The organism is Pseudomonas sp. GW822-FHT07A10, from assembly GCF_058798795.1.
In genome coordinates this window covers 109,494-126,648 of record NZ_JBXAKV010000006.1, presented here as the reverse complement: position 1 = coordinate 126,648, position 17,155 = coordinate 109,494, and the positions used below count along the sequence as shown (strand labels likewise).

Here is a 17,155-nt window from a genome sequence, read left to right as displayed (position 1 = left end):
CAAGTTTGCGGCTATCGATAACCACGCGCCTGCACGTTGAACAACTGCGCATAACGCCCACCCGCCGCGACCAGGCTGTCGTGATCACCCCGCTCAAGGATCGCGCCCTGGTCCAGCACGATGATGTGGTCGGCATTGCGTACGCTGGAGAAGCGGTGAGATATCAGCAACGTCATGCGCCCTTCAGTGTGTTGGCTGAAATGCTCGAACACCGCAGCCTCCGCCGCCGGGTCCAGGGCTGAGGTCGGTTCATCCAGAATCAGGATATCGGCGTCGCGGCGCATGTAAGCGCGAGACAAGGCAATCTTTTGCCATTGCCCACCGGACAGCTCTTGCCCACCGGCAAACCATCGCCCTAACTGCGTGGCATAACCACGATCCAGACGCTCGATGAAGGGCGCAGCCATACCCTCGGCGGCCGCTTGCTGCCAACGGGTTTCATCGTTGAAAGCCAGGGTGTCGCCGACACCAATGTTCTCGCCGACGGAGAACTGGTAGCGAATGTAGTCCTGGAAGATCACGCCGATGCGCCGTCTCAGCGCCTCTTCTTCCCAGGCCTGCAAATCACTGCCATCCAACAGAATGCGGCCCTGATCAGGGCGATACAGCCGCGTCAGCAACTTGATCAGCGTGGTTTTGCCCGAGCCGTTTTCCCCCACCAGCGCAACACTGTGTCCGGGCAACAGGTGCAGATCGATGCCCTGCAAAGCAGCGCGGCTCGCCCCCGGATAACGAAAACCGACACTCTCGAAACGCAACCCATCGCCGGGCACCGCACCCACGGTAAGGCTTCCGGCATCGGCCACCACCGGCTCAGCCAAATACTCATAGAGGCTCGACAGGTAAAGGCCATCTTCATAGAGACCGCTGATCGCGCTCAAGCTGCTGCTCACCGCCGTCTGCCCCTGCTTGAACAGCACCAGGTACATGGTCATTTGCCCGAGGCTGATGCTGCCGTGAACGGTATCGACCACGACCCACGCATAGGCCAGATAAAACGCCGCGGTGCCCAGCAGTCCCAGCACAAATCCCCAGCCATCGCGACGCAATGTCAGGCGCCGGTCTTCGGCGTAGAGACGAGCAAACGTGTCCCGATAACGCTGCAACAACAGCGGCGCGAAGCCGAACAGCTTCACCTCTTTGATGTAGCCCTCATGGGAGAGCAGTGTCTCGATGTAGTTCTGCTGCCGACTCTCCGGTGCCCGGCGCGTGAACAGCCGAAAGGCATCCCCGGAAAAGTGCGCTTCGGCAAAGAACACCGGCAACGCCCCGACCACCAGCAACACCAGCGCCCAAGGCGAAAAATGCACCAGCAACACACCGAAGCTGATCAACACGATGAGGTTCTGGATCAGCCCCAGCGACTTCATCACCAGCGCCAACGGCCGGGTCGATGCCTCGCGCCGAACCCGAACCAGCTTGTCGTAGAACTCGGAATTCTCGAATTGCACCAACGATAACGTCTGGGCCTTCTCCAGAATCATCGTGTTAACCTTCTGCCCCAACTGCACCCGCAACAACGACTGCTGCACCGACAACGCGCGCTGCGTCCCGGACAGCAACGCAAGCACGCCCGCTTCAAACAACACATAGCGCACGACCGGCCACAACGGCGCGCTGCCCTGTTGCGCGTGCAACTGCATGGCGGTAACGACCGCGTCGACAATCCGCTGCCCCAACCAGGCCGCCAATGCAGGCAGCACCCCGGCAATCAGTGTCGCCAGCACCAACCCCAGGAACAGCCCGCGTGATGTTCCCCAGACCAGCAGCAAGGCACGCCTCGCTTGGTCGAGCAAAGAGGCGAAACGGGTAAGGACAGGCATAGGGCAATGGGCTCGGTGGCGGATGTAGAGGGGCGCGGCAGGTCATACGGTATGCGGAATGAGCAACGCCCACTTACGTGGATATGAGGCGATAAGCCTCGCCTCGTCCATAGGAAAAACATCTAAAAAAGTATCGTTGCGCACTACGTTTTAGCGCTTTGCTATGAGGAGTCAATGCCTATCGGGATTGGTAGACGAACCTGAACGTCCAACCAATGTGCCCCATTCCATCACCGGGAGCAGAACATGAAAATCAACCCCTACCTGATCTTCAACGGCGACTGCCAGGATGCCTTCAATTTCTACGCCAAAAGCCTGCCTGGCCAGATCGAAGTCATGATGACCTTCGGCGAAACTCCGGCTCGCGACCATGTGCCAGCGGACTGCCACAACCTGATCATTCATACGCGCCTGTTGGTCGGGGATCAGTCGATCATGGGGTCGGATACCACACCCGATCGCCCCAGCGCCGGCATGAGCGGTTGTTCGGTGTCGTTGAATGTCGACAGCGTGGTTGAGGCAAAGCGAGTGTTTGCGGCATTGGCGCAAGGCGGGAGTATTCAAATGCCATTGGAGACGACGTTCTGGGCGGCACGCTTCGGGATGCTGGTCGATCGGTTTGGCGTGTCATGGATGATTAATTGCGAAAAGGACCGATGATGGGCCCCAAGACTAATACTTAAGTATAATGGCCCCTTGATATCAATTTTAGCTTTTTTTATTCAATAACCAGACGGAACAACTACATCGTTCAAAAAATCAGCTCTTGACATAAAATATTACGAATACAACGCAAAAGGAGTCAATTAATATGTCCCCCCCGCTCTCATTCGCCCTAAAAAGAGGCAACAGTTGAACTGGTGCCTTTCGAGCGCGCACCTAAACTGCCATAGAACACCGTGGAATATCCTTATAAATCAACTCCAGATATCAAAAATGCGGACTTCCGCACAATTTATACGCAAGACTTCTCAGTGATGCCTCGTTCTGTAGCCCAATCCGCGGATCAGCCACGCGTCAGTGTTGATCATAGAAAAGTCAACCTAGAGGGCCTAGTCCGACGCAAAGGCGCTCACCAACTAATTCGGATATCAGAAAATCAAATTGGCTAAAGCCTCCACAGTTGGCTATGTCATTGAATCAACTGAAACTACTGGCGATAGAATGGCACCTGTTGACAAGCCCAAAATGTTATAAAAAGTCAGATAATTTCAGTATTTTGTGTATTAAGATTGCAACGCCAGCACATATGAGTAATTTGCACGATGAGTACTGAGAGCAAAATCGAAAATAGCCAGAGGGGTATTCTCGCTATTGGGCGCACTTGGCGCTCAGCGGAGAAACTTCGACTGTTATTTGCACCCAATCTCACGCATATATATACATTAGATTACACAAACCCATTAACCCCGGATAATGAAGTTCAAGCCCACGATGCCGTACTAATCGACGTTGAAAGCCCTTCCATTCTTAATGACTGCCTGGCGCTCATCAAGAAATTACGTACGAGTCCAACAGAACTGTCCATTATCGTTGCAATCAATTTTCGCGCTCCGCAAACCAAAATTGAATGTTACCTGGCCGGCGCCGATCATTGTATCAATGTACCTAACGACCAGGATGAAAAAGCCAGGTTAATTTCAGAGTTGCTCGAAACACCTGAATGGCAGTCCGCCACTAAGTTGACCCTGGACCAAACATGCCTGCACTTATACAACGATGAGTTCAAACTGGATCTGGCTTATCAGGAAATGAAAGCCCTGGATGCGCTTATTAATGCGGAAGGTAATATCCTGCACCATGACTCCATGGCCGAATCCATGGGTTTGAATATCAAGCTCTATGACTCACGTGTTCTGGAGAAATCCATAAGCCGCCTTCGAAACAAAATCAAAAAGCACTTCGGCATTAACATCATTCATAGTGTTCGCGGTTATGGCTATCGATTGCTTCGAGGGGTCGTTTCAGTAAAGCAAGCAAACTTTCATTCTTAAAGGGACTAAACGATGGAGTCCAGCAGGCAATATACCGTGCAAGATAACTTCGCCATGGTTTTCTTCAGGCAATCAATTCTCAAGCGAAACGATGAATTGTTCGGCAGTGAGATTTATGCCAAAGCGACCAAACAACAGACACCTCTGAACAAGGGGTATCAGCCATTGCATCCCGATCACCCGCTGGCGATTTATCGTGAAGTACTGATGCGGATCCAATTAAATGCCCTTTCACAGATCGAGGTCACGTCGTCCCCATCCGTACAGACACCCAATAAATTATTCGTGACCATGAACCAATCCGCGTTATTGGATAAAGCGTTCATCCGAGAACTGAACGACGCTCAAACGACACTCAAGAAGCATGAACAACAGTTAATCCCCAGCATTAACGGCAGTTCGCTCCTTTCGTTCAACCTCAAAGAAAAAAGAACCATTATCAATCACATTCACTTATTGAAGGACAACGGGATCGAGATTGCTTTCGATGGCTATGACTTAAGCGATGACAGCGCTGAAAAACTGATCAGCCCGAAGCTGTTCGATTATATAAAAGTAGACCTGACCCGATCCAATTTCGACATCATGGTCGACAACAGCCAGGACTTTTTCAACAGATCTTACGACTGCCTGAGCAGCATGATCCATGACAGCAAGATCAGATTCATCGCGGACCGGGTCGAGCACAAAGCACTGCACACACTGGCCCGTAGCATGCCTTTCGATTTTTTCCAGGGGAGATATTACTCTCCGACCGAGGTTATTTAAGCTTTAAAAATTTCACCAAACTAGGAAGGAGCCTTATTGTGAATACGTCAAACAACAGCTTTCTAATTTTCACCCGAGATCAACTGGCACGACAAGCTATAGAATCGCTTCTCGCACAACGCCTGTATTTATCTTTTGAAATCGAATCTGGCAAACTCAGCAGCGAACGCATCCGAAAGAGTCGATTCACGCACATCCTGCTCGATCAGGCCGATATCTCGCTGAGCGATGTCAGCTTTATCCGCAAGAATCAAAAAGATGCGGAAATCATACTCATAACTCCCAACTCGGAACATTCAGAACTCCATCACTTCTCGCATTTCGGGGTTGATGGCTTTCTCAAGAAACCGGTGGCAGACGAAGAGTTCATCTCTGCAGTCAGCCGGATTAAAGAGTCGCAGGGTAACCCCGACATCTGGTGGTTTAATGCCGACGACAGAACATTAATCAAGGAAGATATAACCATCCCATTGACCAGCACCGAATCGTTAATGCTCACCCAACTGGTCATCAGTGATCGACGGGTACTCAGCAAGAACGATCTTATTCTACGCATCGATAAAGACCCGGAGAATTACAGCGGCCTTGAAATGTGCTTGAGCCGGCTGCAGAAAAAATTCAAGACTGCCGCCAACGGGGAACGCCTGATTCGCTCGGTCAGAAACCGTGGTTATTGCCTGGCACAAAGGATCAGAATCGCTTACTGAGCGAGATCGCAAAAACAATAACAATAAATGCGATTTTCCGCCCCACCCGATACCGCTTGACTGCCTAACCACCTCGCCTTGTATTTCCCGCCGCCTGTCCCTCGCACATCTGTCTCTCCATAGTTCCTGCCCGGTTCCCTCCACATGGCGGGCAAGCGTTTATCGGAATGCTGTAAATTTATAGACGATTTAGCGATGCCCTCCTAATGAAAGAGCACGACCTTTTATAACATGGGCCCTGGAAGTAGTGTCCGTTATAATTCGTCAGACACCCACAAAGATTAAGATACTAATATAAAAACCGGACACTGAGACAACCGTATCAGCTGACTTGAAAACAACATTCGGATGGCCAGCCGTAGCCCGCGTTATTCCCTTCCAATAATAAAAATAACTTCTGACCGAACTGCGCTCGCTCAGCCTTTGCGCGCGGCTGCCATTTATTAACCGTCGACTGATACACAACGTGGCGCACGCCCGAGGGACACCGCGATGGTACATAATCGTATTAATCGAAACAGCATATCCAAAGGACTGACCTTCTGGGGGCAATGGATAATTGCCATCACTTCGGTCAATGCGTTGCTATTTGCTCTGGCGTTGTACCAGACAGGAGAAATCGAAGCTCATTATCGTGTGCTTGCCGTGCTGACTTTCCTGGGCTCGGTCCCTTCTTACTCCCTGCTGCTGGTCTATCACAAGCAACATGGATACCTCTCCGGCCTGGGACGCTTGCTGCTGGGATGGCTGCTGCTGCTGGCCGGGATGACCAGCATTGGCTTTCTCAGCAAGACCAGCGAATTGTTCTCCCGGGAGATCATCATGGTCTGGGCTGTGGCAGGTTATTGCGTGCAGGCCTTGCTGTACCTGCCTCTGCATAGTTTTTCCAGACACTACCACCGGCAATTGCATAGCCAAAATAACACCCTGATCATCGGCACCGACCAACTGGCGGTGAATCTGGCGGACAAACTGGCCAAAACCGAGTTTCCACCGCTGGTCGGCCTGATCAGCTCAAAACCCAACGAGCTGTCGACCAACGTCAATACCCACCGGATCGTGGGCCAGCTGCAGGAACTGCGCGAGCTGATCCGGGTGCACGATGTCCGGCGGTTGTACATCGCGCTGCCCTTGAGCGAAGCCAAACAGGTCGAAGCGCTGTACATCGACCTCCTCGACTCGAATGTCGATGTGGTCTGGGTTCCCGACCTGGGCAGCATGACGTTGCTCAATCATTCCGTCAGCGAGCTGGATGGCCTGCCCGCCATCCACCTCAATGAAAGCCCGCTGACCAGCTACCCGACGGCGGCACTGAGCAAGACCCTGCTGGACAGAGGCCTCGCCGCCCTGGCGCTGATCGCCTTCAGTCCACTGCTGCTGGTGATCGCCGTCGCAGTGAAGATCTCCTCCCCGGGGCCGATCATTTTCAAACAGGAACGGCACGGCTGGAACGGCAAGATCATCAAGGTCTGGAAATTCCGCTCCATGCGCCTGCACGACGACCATCAAGTCCGCCAGGCCGGCCGTGAAGACCCACGCATTACCCCGGTTGGCCGTTTCATTCGACGCACGTCCATCGATGAACTGCCACAGTTCTTCAACGTACTGCAAGGCCATATGGCGCTGGTCGGGCCGCGGCCGCACGCGATTGCCCATAACGACTACTACACCGGCAAAATCCAGGCATACATGGCCCGTCATCGAATCAAACCGGGCATCACCGGGCTGGCCCAGATCAGTGGCTGCCGTGGCGAAACCGAGACCCTCGACAAGATGCAAAAGCGCGTAGAGATCGACCTCAACTACATCAACAACTGGTCGTTGTGGCTCGACATCAAGATCCTGATCAAGACGCCCTTTACGCTCTTTTCCAAGGACATCTATTAACCGCTGCGATTCCCCCCCGCCTGTTCTTCAGCTTGTGGCTAACAGAGCCGCAGTCCGGGCAGTCAGATCTCTGACTGCCCGAGCCTCTCTCCCCCGCCTCACCCCATTCGCCCTCTGTTTTGTAGCAGCTGCCAACGGCTGCGTTCGCCCGTAGCAGCTGTCGAGCCTGCGAGGCTGCGTTCGGCTGCGCAGCAGTCGTGAATCCGGCTGACGTGGTTTGCCTGATGCACCGCAAGTTCTGGTTTGACGACTGCTGCGCAGCCGAACGCAGCCTCGCAGGCTCGGCAGCTGCTACAGATTGCATTACGGAACATATGCCGGATGGAGTGGCAAGAGAGGTGTTGCTGGAGGGGGGGATATAGCGAGGGTCAACGGTTACAACATACCGACAAACTGCCAGGTGCCTAACGCCTTTTCAACGTACCCAGTACCTTGAAATCAATAACCCCATTAACACGCCGATACTATTTGCCAGCATGTCGTAGGGCGAGGCCGTACGCAGCGGCATCATACCTTGCGCGAGCTCAATGAGTACGCCTGCGAGCAAACACCCCAAGGCTGTCCAGGTAAACTTCACATTGGGGAAAGCCAAACGGCAACTGCATGCAAATACCAGAAAGCCGATCCAGTGATGCAGCTTGTCCTCTTCGACGAACAGCTCAGGGATCGGCTGAGGACGCAAACCTGCGTACAGCAGAATCATAGTCACCGCGGCAAAGACCAAGCCCCGGAGCCAGAATGGCAACTCGACCAAGCCTTTAAGCCACGTGATCATTCGGTAATTTTCTCGAAGTTGTTGTAGAACAGGTCGCTGTTGCGTCCGTCGGTCATGGTCTGCAACGAGTAGGAACGGTTCAGGCGTGCACCGCCATCACGGGTCAGTGGCGCCCAGACGATATTGGCACGGCGCATGGTCGAGGTACTCATCAACTCGTCGAACGGGATGGAAATGTAGATGCCTTTGTCAAAGCTGCCCTCGCCATATTCCGCCTTCGACGCAGTGGTCAGGGTGACCCAGCCGCCAAACTTCACGCCGTTCTTGAACTCACGCGACAAGTCGACGGTGGTGCCCCAGTCCCGTGCCAGGTAACGCCCGACGCTGACCGCTGCAAGCATGTCATTGGGCAATTCAGTATAGCTGGTGACATGACCCGTTATGGTCTGGTAATCGCGCAGGCCAAAGCCCTGATCAAAATCCCGCTGGCGCACGAAATTCAGATCGGCGCCCACCGACCAGCGTTTCCCGTTAGGTCGATACAGCACTTCGCTGCCGACCCCGGCATACATGGATTCCAGATAGCCGCCATAGACCATGCCATACCAGTCCCGATCCAGCTGCGCCGCGTGATTGAACTGGAACGTCGGCATCGTCACATCGGAGGTGGTCAGGTACTGACGTAAATCGGTGCGCACTCGCGGTAACCCGCTCGGTGCGTCGTAGGTGAACTTGTCGTAGTTGTTCAGCAGGTTGGCGCTGAGCAAGCCGCTCCACCAGGTGTTGCGGGTGAAACGGTACTCCGCGTCGGCATCGGCGGTGAACTGATAGAGCAAGCCGTTGGGGCCGCCGATGTTCTGTTTATAGCCCAGGCCCAAACCATAGCTGAACGGCTCCAGCGCCTGGGTATAGAGCGTGGTTTCCCGGTGTGCAGTCGCCGGATTGACCTCGGTCGTACGGTGTAGATCCTTCAGCGGCTGGTCGTTGTTCACCACCGCGCGGAAGGTTTCTCGCGGCACGCTGGTTTCTTCGATAGACATGTCATAACGCTGATTCACCAAGGTGAACCAATCGATGTCCTGATTGACGCTGTTATCGAGAATCCGGCTGGCCCGCCCGACAGCCTTGGCCGAATAAAAATAGCGAGACTGCTCGCCATACACCATCAGCTCCGAACCGCGCTGGGTAATGCGTTTGACCTTATAGCCAGCATTTTGCTGTAACCGATTGGAGACATCGGCCCAGTTGACCTGGTCGGCCGGAGTTGATGGTGCCTGCGCCGGCAGAGGCTCGGCGGGAGGGTCATAGGTCTTCACCGGTGCCTTGCGGCTGACAAAGTTGGTGTGCAGGGTGATGCCGAACATCGCCGTATTGCCACGCTCCCAACCGGCGCTCAGGTCGACGCTGTCGGCCAGCTTGTAGACCACACCGAAGTTGATCGGCAGGTCTTGCTTGAGCGGGTTGTCCAGTGGCTCATTCTTGTAATCGTTGCCCTCGTATTCGATCTTCAGGCTCAGTGGTTCCCAGGGCGTTTGATAGGCAATCCCGCCAAACAACGAAGGGTGGCCCCTGAAGTAAGCGTTGGTGTTCACGTCCCCTGCCCTGGCGACAACTGCAGTGCTCTGCGGGCGGTCGTTGAACTGGCTGCCCAAAACCGAAAGCGGGTTACTGAAATCCCCTCGATTACCCAGATAACCCCAGGCAATGCCCAGGCTGAAATCGAGGTCGCCATAACGTTTGTTGGCGACGAAATACTCGCTGGAAAACAGCCCGGTACCACCGATGTCCCGCGCACCGATGGCGACCTGCGGTGCCCAGTGACTTTCTTCCCAAAGCCGCGCCTTGACGTCGATGGCCTTGTCTTTGAAGCTCTGATCACCGCTCAATTCTTCGGTGCCGTACCTGCGGTTGGAGATTGCGGTGTAACGAAACGATCCCTCCAGCCAATCAAGTGGCTGCAAGGAAAAACTATAGCGCGAATAAGGGTCGGTACGACTGGCCGTGACGCTCAACTCCCCCGCAGGGGCCATGCGCGCGGTGGGGGTCTGTAACAGACCAACGCCACCAAAATCACTCTGGGTGTAGCGCGGTTCACCGTGAGCCAATCCGCAGGGCAGGAGCAATGCAGCAGCAAAACGTAACTTCAACGGGCACTTCAAGGGGCCACCTCAGCCAGCGGTTGAGTGGCGAGAAACTCGGCCAGTTGTTGATTGAGCTCAGGGGTCGGCGTCTCGAGATCGTCGCTCCTGATCGGCACCAGGATCTTGCTGCCGGGCGCCGCCACGACGCCATCCTCACGATTCCACGCCGCCACGCCCAGGCGCCGCACTTGGCCGTCAGGCTGGATCAGCCACAGATAGTCGCCCTCGGCGTCGCCAAGAATGGCGCAGTCACGGGCATAGGCACGCACTTCCTGCAGGGCTCGGTAAGGTACCTGACAAGGCTGCGCGACCGCCCCGAAAACTTCCACGGTGGACGGCCGCTGGGGGTAAATCAGATGGTCGCCATCATCCAGCAGCGCGTTGCGGGCGAACCCCGTTTCCACAGCGATCGGATCGAGCACCGCGACCTGACGTCCGGTGACCGGCAGTTGCGCGACCTGCTCATATAGGCGCGCGCTCAATTCTGCTCGCGTGTTTTTGCCATCGAGCAAGGCCCCCCGTTGCAGCAGTTTCAGATCGAACAGAACACCTGCTTTCAAACGCGTCTGCTTGTCCACTAATGAACGGTGCAGCCACGCCGCGCCCAGCCAGTAACTTTCGGCATTGGGTTGGGCGTTACGAATGACATCCAGCAAGCGCGCACCGGGCTTGATTTCGAATTGGCCAGGGCTACGCACGTCACCGCTGACTGTCACGGCCGCCTGGCCCACGCCCGGGCCGATCAACAGCAGGCCAAGCAAGAAAAGGTTTGAACACTTCACCGGGCAGCTCCCCGATCACGGCGCACCTGCACGATTTTCAGAAACAGCTGCGGCGTCAGATGCTGCTCGCTGCGCAGAATGAAACCGTCCTGGGGGTCGACCCAGTAGCGGTTGGTGGCGCGGAAATTCAGGGCGGGTGCATCCACCTGCTCGTCGATGCGTAGCAAGGCGTAATCCTTGTCCAGAATGCTGATGGTCTCGATGCCATGGGGACTGAAACGGCTGTTGACCGCGATACCGATGCGGTTGCCGTCGTAGATGTCTATCCAGCGCGTGCTGGTATAGCCGTCGGGCAAATGCTGAAGGCCACGCTTGAAGGGCGACTCTTCATTGAAGCGAGTACCGTCCAGGGAAACGCCCAGCCCGACAGTGCGCACCACCAGACCGTCGCGCATCATCAGCACCTGCTTGCCAGATGCGACCCAGAACTGCAGGTCGCCCCGCCGACGAGCCATGGCCATCACACCCTCACTGGAGGGGGTGGTGACCAGAATCTGCGGATACGGCACGGCGTCGACCTGAGCACGGGTCAAATTGATGGAGGCAGGCCCCGCGACGGATGTCTCAAGGGTGTCCCAGGAGGCCTTCATCAACGGGTTACACCCGCACAGCAAGAGCGCCATCGTCAGACCGGCGCAGGTAGGCAAAGTTTTCACGGCGGGATAGAGCCTTATCTGCTGTTGGCTTCGCTGAGGTTATTGAGAGAGCTGGCGCCGGTCCCCAGGACACTGGCCGTAGGCAGAAGCTGGCTGATCAGACGGTTCCAGCGCGTCACGCCGGCCGGGCCGACATAGACGATGTCTTGCGGTTGCAAGTCGAAACGGGTGGCCAGTACCAGGGCCGAAGGGGATTCGGCATCGAGTTGGAACACCTTGGCCGGTTCAGTTTCCAGGTGGTCGGCGCCGCGAATCACGTACACCGCATTGCCGTTCGAGGTAGTCTGGTTCAAGCCACCCACTGTGCCCAGCGCATCGGTCAGGTTGATCGACTTGCCTTTGAAGCTCAGCGCGCGAGGCAAGTTGACCTCACCCATGACATAGATCCGCTTTTGGTCGTTATACGGCAAGTACAGCCGGTCGCCGCCCTTGAGGTAAACGGCTTGCAGCTGTGAGTCCTGGCGATTGAGGGTGTCCAGATCGAGCTTGTATTCGCGCCCGTCCCGGGTCAGCGTCAGGCCTGACAGGTCTGCGTTCGAGGGGTCCACACCGGCCGCGCCAACGGCCTCCACCACGCTCAACGGTGTGGTAGTGATCGGCTGTTGGCCAGCTTTGAGCACCGCACCGGAAATCACCACAGTCTGGCTGGCGAAGCGCAATACGCTGACGTCGACCTGGGGGCTTTCGACAAATTGCGACAAGCGCTCGGCAATAAAGGCCCGCAACTCTTCAATGGTTTTACCGGCGGCTGGGATATTACCGATGTAGGGATAAAACAACGTGCCGTCCGGACGAACCAGACGCCCGTTGGCATCGATTTGCTGTTGCGGCCCCGAAGGCGCCGTCAACTCGGGGTGATCCCAGACCGTGATAAATAACAGGTCGTTGGCACCCACGCGATAACCGCCTGGAACATAGGACAACAATGCCGGGGGAACGGATTCGCGAACTTGCGTGGCGGCATCCATGGCAATCAATTTAGGCGTGATGGGAATAAGCTCCACTCGGCTACTTTCCGGAGAGCCGTCACTGACCATTTGACTGGTGTCCATGTGTTGACCAGGCGAAAACATACAGCCGTGCAAGCTGATACTTGCCAGCATAACAACAGATAATCTACGGATCATAATGGCACTACGCTAGTCGAGGGCAAATCTAAAACAAGATCACTCAGAAAGTTCTGAGTGATCTTGAACAACATACTTCGCGGGGTTTAGTTGGTACCCGTCGTACCACCAGTACCGGTTGTGCCACCCGTTCCAGAGGTACCGCCATTGGAACTGCCTCCAGAGTTTGAAGCGGCCGCCGCAGCGCCGACAATGGCCGCGCCGATCACCACGGTTTCGGCGACCGTCACGTCCCCAACCAGCGGAGTGCTCAGGGACAGTGGCTCGCTAGCCGTTTCAGCCGCCGTTTCAGCAGCCGGTTCATCCGCCGCCAATGCTGCGGTGCTCATGACAGCCAGCAAGCTGGCCGTAAGTAGTTTCTTCATATCAGACTCCTTCTCGATATTAGACCCTTATATAACTTCATAATAAGGGAGCAGGAATGGAACGGAGATGAAGAGGCAATGATCACTTCACAAAGATCTTGTCAGATCACGCACGTCGCCTCCTGGGAATCATCTCACTCGTTGGTAACGTAAACCAGTGGCCAACATTCCTCGAAAGGCTGGAATAGACTGCACGCTCACGAGAGGCCCGGGCGCATTTTTTTCTGATTTTCTAAGAAATTAACCGAAGTTTTACTATTTTTTTCTGCAAATTCTTGTACGAAAATCTTCCAGTGCGCTGAAGCATTGTTATTAATGGTCAGCATTATCTAAGTTTGTTGACTACCGGACTTGTCCGCGTCAGCACACGGACAAGTATGGAAGAGCCTTTTATGGTGTTTGCGACCTGGGCAGAATTAAATGACAGGCCTTACCGATAGACCACGACCGATACCATAGTAGTCGAATCCATTGGCTTTCATGCGGTGAGGATCAAATATGTTACGACCGTCAAATATGACAGGAGCGCTCAATTTTTCCTTTATAAGGTCCATGTCGGGAGCTTTGAATTCGCGCCATTCTGTGACAATGATCAAGGCATCAGCACCTTGAAGCGCGGCTTCTTTAGTCCCCATTAAAAGCAAGTCTTCATTCATCCCGTAAATGCGTTGTGTTTCGGCCATCGCTTCGGGGTCGAAGGCTTGTACTCTGGCGCCAACGCTACGCAACTGTTCAATCAGGACGCGACTGGATGCTTCTCGCATATCGTCTGTATTGGGCTTGAAAGCCAAGCCCCAAATAGCAAACGTTTTTCCCTCCAGCTGCCCATCGAAGTGATGTTGGATATGCTCGAAGAGATGTTCCTTTTGTCGCTTGTTGACTTCCTCTACGGCTGACAAAAGCGTTGCTTTATAGCCGATCGACGACGCGGTGCGTTCCAGGGCTTGTACATCTTTTGGGAAACAGGAGCCGCCATAGCCACAGCCGGGGTAGATAAAATCGTAGCCAATCCGTGGATCAGAGCCGATGCCTTTACGAACGGCCTCAATGTCCGCGCCCAATCGCTCGGCAAAATTGGCCATTTCATTCATGAATGAAATTTTTGTTGCCAGTAGACAGTTGGCCGCATACTTCGTCAGTTCGGCACTTCTGATGTCCATCGTGATGATTTTTTCGTGGTTTCTGTTGAAAGGCTCATAGAGTTGCCTCATTCGGTCCACCGCGTAACTGCTATCACTGCCTATGATAATTCTATCGGGACGGGTGCAGTCTGCCACCGCAGAACCTTCCTTCAGGAACTCGGGATTGGAGATAACGTGAAACTCCACCTCAAGGTCCCGGGACGTCAATACTTCGGAAACTTTAGCTCTGACTTTATCCGCCGTACCAACAGGCACAGTAGACTTGTTAACAATAATTTTAGCCTCCGTCATGTTGAGTGCGATGGTGGTGGCAACAGACAGCACGTATTTTAAATCAGCACTGCCATCGTCGTCTGGAGGCGTACCGACTGCAATAAATTGGATTTCACCATGACGCACGCCTTGTGCGGCATCAGTTGTGAAATGTAAACGTCCTGCTTCATGGCATTTTTCTACAAGAGCACTCAACCCAGGCTCATAGATAGGAATAATTCCATTCTTCAGGTTCTCGACTTTAATAGCATCGACGTCTACGCAACATACGTCATGACCTGCGTCAGCAAGTACAGCGGCCTGCACGAGGCCCACATAACCTATTCCAAAAACCGTAACATTCATTTTAATAATCCTTTAAACGAGCTCGAGGCGACCATAGCGATCTTCAAAACGAACGATGTCATCTTCGCCTAAGTAAGAACCTGATTGAACTTCTATCAACTCAAGAGGAATTCTCCCCGGGTTTTCAAGGGAGTGCACAACCCCGATGGGTATGAAGGTAGATTGGTTTTCGGTCAACAACACCTGTTTGTCAGCGATTTGCACATTTGCGGTTCCTGAGACCACGATCCAGTGTTCTGCCCGATGATGGTGAAGCTGAACGGAAAGTTTATGCCCCGGTTTGACGGTGATTCGCTTCACTTGATATCTATGACCTTGGTCCACTGAGTCATATTTCCCCCACGGCCGATAGACTTCACGATGACTAGCCCCCTCGACTCGATTATTTTTAGTGAGTTCAGACACTATTTTCTTGACGTCTTGAGAGTGGTCCTTGGTCGTCACCAATATCGCGTCCGACGTCTCGACGACAACGACATCACTTATACCCAGAACAGTAACTAGACGATGACTGGAGTGGACATAGCTGTTAGTAACGCCTTGCAGCAACACATCCCCTTGTGTGCAGTTTTCATTTTCATCCTTCGTTCCCGCCTCCCAAACCGAATCCCATGCACCAAGATCGCTCCAACTGGAGTTGAGGGTAACGACTGAAGCGATGTCGGTTTTTTCCATGACCGCATAATCAATGGACACATTGGGCGCGTTCACGAAATCCACCTGACTGAGCCTGGTGAAATCCTGGTCATGCGTTGCGTTGGCGAGAGAAAGCTCTGCTGCGACAATGATGTCAGGACTCAAGCGCTCCAGTTCCGATTTCATGACGGAAGCCCGGAACATAAACATTCCGCTATTCCAGAAATAGTTTCCTTGTGCAAGGTAGCTTTGTGCTGTTTCCAGATCGGGCTTTTCTATAAAAGCATCGACGTGCGCAGCGCCGTCGGCAGCACCCGTTTGAGTACGGATATAGCCGTAACCCGTCTCTGGCTTAGTGGGTACAACCCCAAAGGTAACAATTCTACCTTTATTGACTTCCAACTTAGCCAACGCCAAGGAAGCCTTAAAAGCATCAACGTCGGCTATTACATGGTCTGCAGCCAAAACCAACAGGATAGGATCATCCCCGTCCTCCAGGGCTGTCAGTGTCGCAGCCGCTATAGCGGGCGCGGTATTTCGCGCAGAGGGTTCCAATAGTATTTTTTGTGGCTTTATATCCAGTGATCTGCTTTGCTCAGCCACGATAAAGCGATGCTCTTCGTTACAAACGATTATCGGAGGACTTAAGCTATCTCCCTCTGCAGACAGATTCTTTATTCTATCCAAAGTAGCTTGAAATAAACTCAGATCACCGTGTATCGACATAAACTGTTTTGGCTTGAGTGCTCTTGAAAGCGGCCACAGACGTGTGCCTGAACCACCAGACAAAATAACTGGAATCATAGCGATTACTCAATAATTAAAAGTGATAAGAGAGCGCCGACAAACAGCGAGGAGTCAAGACGCAAATGACTTTACATAACTGATTAAACGATCTCTTTCTGTGAAATCCAAAGGAATTTCAGCATTGCTGTAATTGAGTGCCGAATCGATAGCCGAAAAAAACTCGTCTTTATCATGGGCAATGAAAACAGATGGAAAGCCCGAAAAATTCTCGACAGTGTCGTACTGATGGTTATTAATGTGTTCACCACGGCTACTATCCCGGGGCACAATAACTATTGGCTTTCCCAGCTCAAGCGAGCGAATGATATTACCCATGCCCGCATGAGAAACGACAACTGTTGAGGCGTTGAAGTTTTCGGAGAAAAAAGGTTCGGCTATTGTCTTGAATGCGCTAATGTGCCCCAAGTCCCTTTCATCATTGCCGACTTGGGCAACAATAGGGATATGGGGGTTTGCATGACTCCATTCACTTAAATAGCTGAGCATTCTCTCAAAGGGTGCTTGAGTACCAACGCTGCAGAATATCATTTAAACAACCCTCCCTTTATATTGAGCCCTGCCGTTTTCTGAAAGAGTGGGCCATTGCGTGAGTATTTCATCTACAAAACAAGAAGCTATTCTGCCGGACAACGATATTTTTTTTGGATTCGCGATACTATCAATCCACAGCGTTTTTTTTCCCATGATCTTTGCCGTGATCAAACCCAGCAGACCCGGTGCAGCTCCCGTAGAGATGACATATTTCGCTTTACTTTGGTAAACGATGTTGAAGATCTGACAGAACCCTTTAATTATTTTGAAGGGCTCACTTCTATTGAAATCGGGAACTTTAACAAAATCGTGAAGTGGGTACTGTGAGCGAACGCTTGTATCGACGGTAGCAATGTTGACTTTTTGGCCGTCAAACGCTGGAAGCAGTTTGCTCATTTGTACCCAGTGCCCACCTCCGGAACAAATCAGTAAAACATCATACGATTGATTCATGAC

At 53.3% G+C, this 17,155-nt stretch carries 16 protein-coding genes; 5 read left to right on the top strand and 11 right to left on the bottom strand.

All coding sequences use genetic code 11. The features are described 5' to 3' along the window. Positions 1 to 11 precede the first annotated feature (11 nt). On the bottom strand, positions 12 to 1,823 hold the full coding sequence (locus AC1RL4_RS12640) for an ABC transporter ATP-binding protein (protein ID WP_019581993.1): 1,812 nt from the start codon (positions 1,821 to 1,823) through the stop codon (positions 12 to 14). A 246-nt stretch (positions 1,824 to 2,069) separates the two neighbouring features. On the opposite strand from AC1RL4_RS12640, the gene AC1RL4_RS12635 reads away from it, so the two are divergent. The 5 genes from AC1RL4_RS12635 (at position 2,070) to AC1RL4_RS12615 (ending at position 7,179) form a co-directional block, all read left to right on the top strand. Continuing rightward, positions 2,070 to 2,483, top strand: coding sequence for a VOC family protein (locus AC1RL4_RS12635; RefSeq protein ID WP_019581992.1), 414 nt, complete (start codon positions 2,070 to 2,072; stop codon positions 2,481 to 2,483). Between the two features lie 605 nt (positions 2,484 to 3,088). Next, complete coding sequence (locus AC1RL4_RS12630) at positions 3,089 to 3,817, top strand: winged helix-turn-helix domain-containing protein (RefSeq protein WP_019581991.1); 729 nt, start codon at positions 3,089 to 3,091, stop codon at positions 3,815 to 3,817. Between the two features lie 12 nt (positions 3,818 to 3,829). Continuing rightward, entirely contained in the window at positions 3,830 to 4,585 is a 756-nt protein-coding gene (locus AC1RL4_RS12625) for an EAL domain-containing protein (protein ID WP_019581990.1), read from the top strand. Positions 4,586 to 4,623: 38 nt separating this feature from the next. Next, positions 4,624 to 5,292 (top strand): winged helix-turn-helix domain-containing protein, encoded by a 669-nt coding sequence (locus AC1RL4_RS12620; RefSeq protein ID WP_019581989.1) that lies wholly within the window; start codon positions 4,624 to 4,626, stop codon positions 5,290 to 5,292. Between the two features lie 492 nt (positions 5,293 to 5,784). Further along, the gene (locus tag AC1RL4_RS12615) at positions 5,785 to 7,179 is read left to right on the top strand and encodes an undecaprenyl-phosphate glucose phosphotransferase (RefSeq protein ID WP_019581988.1); all 1,395 of its coding nucleotides are present in this window, start codon (positions 5,785 to 5,787) and stop codon (positions 7,177 to 7,179) included. Between the two features lie 415 nt (positions 7,180 to 7,594). Here AC1RL4_RS12615 and AC1RL4_RS12610 read toward each other — a convergent pair whose 3' ends face one another. The 10 genes from AC1RL4_RS12610 to AC1RL4_RS12565 all read right to left on the bottom strand — a co-directional run bounded on the left by AC1RL4_RS12610 (position 7,595) and on the right by AC1RL4_RS12565 (position 17,152). After that, positions 7,595 to 7,954, bottom strand: a complete 360-nt coding sequence (locus tag AC1RL4_RS12610; protein ID WP_019581987.1) for a VanZ family protein — start codon at positions 7,952 to 7,954, stop codon at positions 7,595 to 7,597. After that, entirely contained in the window at positions 7,951 to 10,041 is a 2,091-nt protein-coding gene (locus AC1RL4_RS12605; protein ID WP_019581986.1) for a YjbH domain-containing protein, read from the bottom strand. The genes AC1RL4_RS12610 and AC1RL4_RS12605 overlap by 4 nt, the downstream gene beginning before the upstream one ends. Positions 10,042 to 10,049: 8 nt before the next feature. After that, positions 10,050 to 10,817 (bottom strand): capsule biosynthesis GfcC family protein, encoded by a 768-nt coding sequence (locus AC1RL4_RS12600; RefSeq protein WP_028939765.1) that lies wholly within the window; start codon positions 10,815 to 10,817, stop codon positions 10,050 to 10,052. Beyond that, on the bottom strand, positions 10,814 to 11,473 hold the full coding sequence (locus AC1RL4_RS12595) for a YjbF family lipoprotein (protein ID WP_032831007.1): 660 nt from the start codon (positions 11,471 to 11,473) through the stop codon (positions 10,814 to 10,816). Before AC1RL4_RS12595 ends, AC1RL4_RS12600 begins: the two co-directional genes overlap by 4 nt. A 14-nt stretch (positions 11,474 to 11,487) precedes the next feature. Further along, positions 11,488 to 12,600 (bottom strand): polysaccharide biosynthesis/export family protein, encoded by a 1,113-nt coding sequence (locus AC1RL4_RS12590; protein WP_172901206.1) that lies wholly within the window; start codon positions 12,598 to 12,600, stop codon positions 11,488 to 11,490. Between the two features lie 86 nt (positions 12,601 to 12,686). Further along, a complete protein-coding gene (locus AC1RL4_RS12585) occupies positions 12,687 to 12,965 on the bottom strand; it encodes a hypothetical protein (RefSeq protein ID WP_028939766.1) in 279 nt (92 codons plus the stop codon). A gap of 416 nt (positions 12,966 to 13,381) precedes the next feature. Then, entirely contained in the window at positions 13,382 to 14,725 is a 1,344-nt protein-coding gene (locus tag AC1RL4_RS12580; protein WP_019581981.1) for a UDP-glucose dehydrogenase family protein, read from the bottom strand. A gap of 12 nt (positions 14,726 to 14,737) precedes the next feature. Beyond that, complete coding sequence (locus tag AC1RL4_RS12575) at positions 14,738 to 16,165, bottom strand: mannose-1-phosphate guanylyltransferase/mannose-6-phosphate isomerase (RefSeq protein ID WP_019581980.1); 1,428 nt, start codon at positions 16,163 to 16,165, stop codon at positions 14,738 to 14,740. Between the two features lie 54 nt (positions 16,166 to 16,219). Then, positions 16,220 to 16,696, bottom strand: a complete 477-nt coding sequence (locus AC1RL4_RS12570; protein WP_028939767.1) for a glycosyltransferase — start codon at positions 16,694 to 16,696, stop codon at positions 16,220 to 16,222. Further along, positions 16,697 to 17,152, bottom strand: coding sequence for a glycosyltransferase family protein (locus AC1RL4_RS12565; RefSeq protein ID WP_230172850.1), 456 nt, complete (start codon positions 17,150 to 17,152; stop codon positions 16,697 to 16,699). Positions 17,153 to 17,155: the final 3 nt, after the last annotated feature.